At 41.0% G+C, this 7,050-nt stretch carries 7 protein-coding genes; 5 read left to right on the forward strand and 2 right to left on the reverse strand.

The window, feature by feature from the left end:
- Nucleotide 1: 1 nt before the first annotated feature.
- Together KIV41_RS15515 and KIV41_RS15520 are read right to left on the reverse strand one after the other, a co-directional pair.
- Nucleotides 2-1,741 (reverse strand): ABC transporter transmembrane domain-containing protein, encoded by a 1,740-nt coding sequence (locus KIV41_RS15515; protein WP_252041949.1) that lies wholly within the window; start codon nt 1,739-1,741, stop codon nt 2-4.
- A 318-nt stretch (nt 1,742-2,059) separates the two neighbouring features.
- Nucleotides 2,060-2,551: a type II secretion system protein gene (locus KIV41_RS15520; protein ID WP_171356900.1), complete on the reverse strand. Its 492-nt coding sequence runs from the start codon at nt 2,549-2,551 to the stop codon at nt 2,060-2,062.
- A gap of 535 nt (nt 2,552-3,086) precedes the next feature.
- On the opposite strand from KIV41_RS15520, the gene KIV41_RS15525 reads away from it, so the two are divergent.
- From KIV41_RS15525 to KIV41_RS15560, 5 genes are all read left to right on the forward strand, one after another.
- Nucleotides 3,087-3,536, forward strand: a complete 450-nt coding sequence (locus KIV41_RS15525; RefSeq protein ID WP_171356901.1) for a hypothetical protein — start codon at nt 3,087-3,089, stop codon at nt 3,534-3,536.
- Between the two features lie 759 nt (nt 3,537-4,295).
- Nucleotides 4,296-4,910 carry a LysE family translocator gene (locus KIV41_RS15530; protein ID WP_045387642.1) on the forward strand — a complete coding sequence of 205 codons (615 nt, stop codon included), beginning with the start codon at nt 4,296-4,298 and terminating at the stop codon, nt 4,908-4,910.
- A gap of 143 nt (nt 4,911-5,053) precedes the next feature.
- On the forward strand, nt 5,054-5,791 hold the full coding sequence (locus tag KIV41_RS15540) for a hypothetical protein (RefSeq protein WP_252041951.1): 738 nt from the start codon (nt 5,054-5,056) through the stop codon (nt 5,789-5,791).
- A gap of 139 nt (nt 5,792-5,930) precedes the next feature.
- Nucleotides 5,931-6,326, forward strand: a complete 396-nt coding sequence (locus tag KIV41_RS15550) for a DUF3465 domain-containing protein (RefSeq protein WP_045387639.1) — start codon at nt 5,931-5,933, stop codon at nt 6,324-6,326.
- Between the two features lie 171 nt (nt 6,327-6,497).
- Entirely contained in the window at nt 6,498-6,953 is a 456-nt protein-coding gene (locus tag KIV41_RS15560) for an NUDIX domain-containing protein (protein ID WP_045417241.1), read from the forward strand.
- Nucleotides 6,954-7,050: the final 97 nt, after the last annotated feature.

The following is a 7,050-nucleotide window of genomic DNA, read 5'->3' on the forward strand; positions in this document are numbered from 1 at the left end:
GTTACTCCTCCATTGCCTGTTCTAGTTTTTGGTATTGGTACATTTCCGCATACCACCCTTGTTGTTCCAGTAGAGCCTGATGTCTACCTCTTTCCGCGATGTGCCCATGGTTCAGCACCAAAATTTCATTTGCGGCTTCCAACGCTGTTAAGCGATGTGCAATTACGATCAGTGATTGATCTCGATAATGTTGCTCAAGGTTCTTCAGGATCTCATGCTCTGTGCGACCGTCTACCGCAGATAGAGCGTCATCGAGAACAAGAATATCCGCGTTAAGTAGCATTGCTCTAGCTATCGCAATACGTTGCTTTTGACCACCAGACAAGGTGATGCCTTTTTCACCGACTTCAGTTTGGTAGCCATCAGGAAACTTCTCGATATCGTCATGGATACATGCGTATTTTGCCGCTTGATAAACCTCTTCTTTCGAAGCCTTTGGGTTGCCTAATGCGATGTTGTCATAAATGGTTTGCGAAAAGAGAAACGGGCTTTGGTTGACGATGGCAAATCGACTACGCCATTCCGAAAGAACAGCATCTTTGATTGAAACGTCGCCAAACTTAATTGCTCCGTCATTCAGCTCATGTTGTCTGAGTAGCAAAGTGAGTAACGTTGACTTGCCACTACCAACGGCTCCCGCAATACCCAGCATTGTTCCTGGCTCAATAACACAGTGCACATTGGTGAGTGCTGGTGGCAATTCTGCAGACCAATGGAAAGATTCAATATCAATGTTAAGCGGCAGAGGTTTATCGCCAAGCGGCTTATCGCCACTGGTGATCTCTGGCTTCTCATTGAAAATTTCTTCTAGACGATTCCAAGCCGCAGAGCCACGTTCCAAGATATTGAATAAGAAAGCAAATGCCAGCATTGGCCAAATCATAAGGCCGAGATACATGGTAAACGCGGTTAAATCACCTAATGTGATGTCTCCTTTATCCACCAAATATGCACCAACTGCCACACTAAGAAAAAAGGACATGCCGATGGTGATTTGGATTGCAGGGTCGAACCGAGCATCCGCACGTGCGACGGCGATGTTTTTACTTCCTGTATCATCAACAACATCTTCAAAACGTTTCTGTTCTTGGTCTTCCAAGCCAAAAGCTCGCAACATCCTTACGCCATTAAGAGACTCTTGAGTCATGTCAGACATGGTGGAAAATGCTTCCTGAGCGATACGAAAACGCTTATGCAGGATGCGAACAATAAAGAAGATCATCACCGCAAGAAATGGCATAGGTAGCAAAGCCATAACGGTGAGTTTCCAGCTGATTTGCGTCACCATGATGATCAGTACTGCAACCCCGGTAATCAACGAATCGGCTGCGGTTAACACACCTTCTCCAGCGGTCATAACGATGTTACGAACGTCGTTAGTTCCGCGAGCCATAAGGTCGCCTGTTTTGAAGCGCTCAAAGAATCGAGGAGGCTGAGTTGAAAGGTGGCGGTATAAGCGATTACGCAAAATGGTACCGAGCTCCCAACTGGCTCCGAATAACCAAATTCGCCATAAAATGCGACAAGCATAAATCGCAAAGAAAAGCGCAATTAATCCACCTAACCACAATAGAAGGGTTTGCGTTGTCATCGTCTGTTGAACAACACCATCGACAATAAGACCTACCGCTTTGGGTGGAATTAGCTGGAGAGCGGAAATGACGGCAAACAGTAAGATTGAACCTACATAGTGCTTCCATTTGAGTTGGAAATACCAACGCAGCTGCCAAAAAATCTTCATCGCGCCTCCTGCTTTAAATTATTGAATTTTTTATAAATCTAATCATTCATTATTCGAGATAATAATATGAATACAAGCACATTCTTTCGCTAAATCATAAAACAATACAATCTATCGGATCGCCATAAACGTTACGGAGAAAAATGTGATCAATAGCTAAATATGGAGGGGGTTTTGGATAAATGTGAAATATTTGTTTAATGCGTGAAATAAAAAGAAACAGTATACCCAAGCATCTCATGGTTACTTGGGTATAAAAGTGTGGGGGGCTTCCGATTGCCTTTAGATGATAAACCCAGCTATTTACTACGATTGAGATTAACAGTCTTCGGTTTTTATATCGTATGAAAGAGCACCGCCCGCTTGTGTGGGGTAGTACACTTCGACATAGCAAAGGTTGTGTCGGCTTACGGGCTTGTTGGCGAAGCCGATCAAAAAGTAGGGCTCGTCTGGCGAGTCTTTACCGTACCATCGGTTGATGGTGAGTTGCGGGTCAAAGCCAGCTAGGTCTTTTGCTGCAAGTACAAACTTGATCAATCCGAAATATCCAACCACATCGTTGCGACCGTCGTTATCAAGATCAATATTTTCCGTTGCTCCGCCATCAACATGCTCTTGGGATTGTAAAACGGCTTTAGCATAGACTTGGTCATTGGCGGTTCGCAACGCATCACGCGCACCGACAAGAACCGCAATACGAGCATCTTTTTGGATACTGAGAAAGCGAGGAACGGCAACCGTTCCAACAATCGCCAAGATGGTGATTGTCACGACTAAACCGATAAGAGAGAAACCTCTAGCTGCATCCATATACTGCACCATTTAAGTGGATTTTTTGTGCGACTATTTTCATTTCAATGCAGGGAGGTGGTGGTATGAAAAAAGTATTAGAAAACATGACGAACTTCGGTATTTGGAAAGCCCGATGTAAGGTAGTTATCTTGAGTTAGGGTATGGCAGAGAGAAAGCAGCTGCGGTTTATCTGAGTTGTATTTGGATGAGTCAAATTGATGTAGACCATAGAAAAACAGGTGAGTTGTTCTAACTTATTTTTTACCCTTTATGAGTTAGACTTTTTACCCATTAACATTCTGTTTATGGCTTTTGTTCTACTCAAAACAGGAAAACTCCACAATGCACTAGGCATTTATAAAGCACGCAAAAATCCCATAGGCATTCAATTTAATATCCGCTAATTCATTTTGCCAAGGTTATATTAATTGAGTTGCATTAAAATGATGGGCATAATACTTGGCAGAAGTAACACAGAGAGCAATATAACAAGGCGTTATGTTTAGGCGATAACCCCAAGGTAAACAATCACAACAAATGAAAGGTATTAATAATGAGTAAAGTTATGTTTGAGGATTTCGGATTTAAATTAGCTGTAATCAACCATTTGATGTACGACAATGAACTGCTAACCCCTATTTTTAACCTTGAAAATCATATTAAAAAGTGCCGCAATCTTGATGATAGCGAAGTTCATGAGTTGTTTGAAAGTGAGGAAGGGTACGCTCCGTTTCCTGAAGCAATAGAGTTTTTCAAAAATATTGAAATCCCCCAGCATTTACTGGAAAACATCGATGAGATAATAATGGATGGTGGAGATGAAATATATTCTCAAATTATTCCTTGGTGGGGTGGAGAGGACTATTATGAGATTTTTGGCATCAAGTCAGCCGAAGATGCTGATATGATGAAGAATCTTAAAGAGATCACTCTACTAGATAGTGAAAATGAATTGATAATAGATGACTTTAAGAGAAAAGGCATAGAAGCAGATTGGGTTTAAAATTCACTTACCAAGTTCTTATTTGAACTATAGCAGTATAGCAGGCCTTGTGGTTTCTCATATCAATGGACATTGATCGATCGAGCTAAACGATGAGTTTAGTTGTATAAGATTTGATACAGTGGTTATGATTTTAATCACAGATTTATGGCTTTTTAGTATTGAAAAGTAGTGAGAATATGAAAATTAAAACGTTACTCGGGTTTGTAGTGGCTTTGGTATTCGTTGCTCATCACTTAACAGGGCGTTATGTCTCGTCTATATTTAAATGTTTAATTTGATGAATGTAGAATAAAATTTTTTTGTACGAACTTGACCAGCCTATAGAAATTGGTCAGAGATACGTTTTCTACCTATTCAAAAAAACTCAACCTCCAAAGTTTTATGCGGATTTGTTCGATAAAGCTAAGGCTGAGAGTGCGGTAGGGACTGTCAGAAATATCATCCATCCTGATTTTGGTGAAATCACCTCCATTGACACTCGAGGGTTAGACTAAACCATTACGTCAAAAAGTGCTGTCTCTTTTAGAGTTGAAGCCGAACAAGAGCTAGGCGTAGTCTATGGATATAATATACAACCATAAAGAATGGACGTTTATTGTTGAGTTTGAGAGAAACACATAACAATCTGCTTAAGAATGATTCGCAATGCTTGGCATTTTGCTATGTGTTGCGTTTCATGTTTGATGTGTAATGCGGTAGCATCGGTATTGTGTTGCTCACACCTTAATGCGTCGTTAGTCTTATGAAGGAAATATTGTGGAAATCTGGAAGTTACTATTCTTTATACCTGCATGCTTTGCGCTCAATATGACACCTGGTCCAAACAATCTATTATCCATGAACAACGCTCGTTGTTACGGTTTCAAATCCGCTTTCATTGCTGGACTTGGTCGTATTGCTGCATTTGCTGTAATGATCGCTTTGGCTGCTTCCGGTTTAGCCGTCGTTCTCTATGCTTCTGAGACTTTATTTCTAACCATTAAAATTGTGGGTGCAGCTTATTTGTTGTGGATTGCATTTAATCTTTGGCATTCGGAAGCTAGCCCTGTCTCAGAGCTAAAAAATACACGCAATCGGATAGGCTTAGCCAAACAAGAATTTTTGCTAGCCGCTGGTAATCCAAAGGCGATTTTAATCTTTACCGCCTTTTTACCGCAGTTCGTCGATGTTTCGTCTAGCGTAAATGAGCAGTTCTTCGCTTTAGGGTCTACGTTCCTAATTTTAGAAATGGGGGCAATATCGATTTATGCCATATTTGGATTGTATTTAAGGAAGTGGTTCACGAAGCCGAACATGGCAAAGCGCTTCAATAGAGGTTGTGCAACTTTTTTGGCTATGTCTGGAGCAAGCTTGTTACTAAGTCGCCAGTAATCAAACTAATAAACTGTTTAAGAGTGACTCGCAATGAGCGACATTTTCACAATACGCCGGGGTGTGTATTTAAGGTGGTATGGTTAGGTTTCGTGGCCGCGTTGCGCACTACTTAATGCGGTATAGGTTAATAAGGAGGTTACATGTTAAGAAATTTATTTACTGCACTCTTAGGTGTGCTTTTGTCCATCATATTGGGCTTTGTAGCTTACTATGCTTATTCCAAGTTCACTATTGATACCCATGAAGTAGATTGGAGCGGTGTTTCTGGAATGATGGATACCTTGATGGTTATTCTAACAGTGCTTCTTTTGATTGGTCTCAGGCAAGGGGCTCAATCTATAGACCAGGCTAATCATTCAAGGGATGCAGACTTATTGAACTGGGCAATGGGTGAAATGGATGAGCTCAAAGAGTCTATTAAAATAGTTACTGACGCCCACAAGAGAGAACCATATTGCATCAATGTTCAAGATTTATCGGAAGATTATGTTTCTAATTGGAATGATGAAGAGCTCAAAGCTGCAAATAAGGTAAGCATTGGTTTGCAACGAATTGGTTACTACGCTTCTCAAAACCTAGTTTCCAAGAAGCATTATTTAAACCTTTGGGGCCCAAGTTATTTATCGTGTTGGTATTCACTTGAAAGTTGGGTAAAGCATAAACGCTTGAAGTTAGAAGAGCCTCTAGATATTGAAGATGGGGCTTATAGCCGAAGATACTTTGAGTACTTTGCTGAATACTGCGAAATGGAGTTACCAGACTTGTTGTATGACAACACAAGAAAGCAGTTTAAGTTGCCACCTTTGCCAAGAGTGAAAGGAGTCAGGCGTTATCTAAAAAGGTTAGCTTTGAGGTTTAAAAGTCAAAACTTAACCTAACAAATGTTTTAGGGTGATTTGTCACACGTGGCATTTTAACTATGCATTGCGCTTTGTATTCGAGGTGGTGTTCGATAGCTTCTGCATTGCGTTGTCCACACCTTAACAGGGTGTTACTTGAATTTGAGGAATTGAGTAAATGAAGAGACCAATTGCGATATTTATTGCAGCTTTGTGCCTAGCTTCGGTTAGCGTCCAAGCCAATGATTATCAGTTAAAACAAGCATATGAAAATCATCAAAGTGATATTCAAGTTCAAGGCTCGGGTAAAGTAATTCGTTTGCTACCTGACGACAATGACGGAAGTAGGCATCAAAAATTTATATTGAAATTGCATAGCAAGCAAACCTTACTAGTCGCGCACAATATTGACTTAGCCCCTAGAATTCCCGATCTAGAGGTTGGCGATAGTGTGCAGTTTTACGGCGAGTATGAATGGAGTAATAAAGGTGGTGTCATGCACTGGACACACCATGATCCAAACAATCGACACCCGCATGGTTGGTTAAAGCACAACGGCAAGAAGTACGATTAAAAATTCACGCAACAAACTGTTCAGGAGTGGTTAGCAACGCGTGGCATTTTTACTATGCGTTGATTTAAGTGTTTAAGGTGGTATGCAGCGACTTCGGTATTGCGTTGCTCACCCCTTAACAGGGCGTTATGCCACTTTTATTTTACTTCTCATGGATGAGGATAGAATTAGATGCAATATGGGATTCAGCATCACATAGAAGTTACGGCAAAAGCTGCCGGAGCTGTGATTTTTAATCAACGCAATGAAGTGTTATTGGTTCAAGAGCTAACCGGCTCAAAGAAAGGTCTATGGCATATACCGTCAGGTAGTGTTGAATCTACAGAGTTTCCTCAAGAGGCAGCGGTCAGGGAAATTGCAGAAGAAACGGGTTTAGAAGTTGCTTTAGAGAACTACTTAAATACCTATGCAGGACGTTTTGATGATGGTGAATTAGTATTACGTCATGTCTGGGTCACAGAAGTTAAAGACCAAGTCATATTGCCTAATTTCAACCATGAAATAGGTTGTGCAAAGTTCTTCTCGTTAGCTGAAGTGCGGGATTTGTATGCTCGATCGAAGTTGCGGATGCACCATACATTTTTAATGATCAATGATGCTTATAAACAGCGGGAAAAATTGGCATAACAAACTGTTCAAGAGGGATTCGCAACGCGTGGCATTTTCACTATGCGTTGGTTTAAGTGTTTATGGTGGTATGCGGCGGCATCGGTATTGCGTTGCT

The sequence above is a fragment of the Vibrio sp. D401a genome, from assembly GCF_030248515.1.
In the GTDB taxonomy this organism is placed as follows: Bacteria; Pseudomonadota; Gammaproteobacteria; order Enterobacterales; family Vibrionaceae; genus Vibrio; species Vibrio rotiferianus.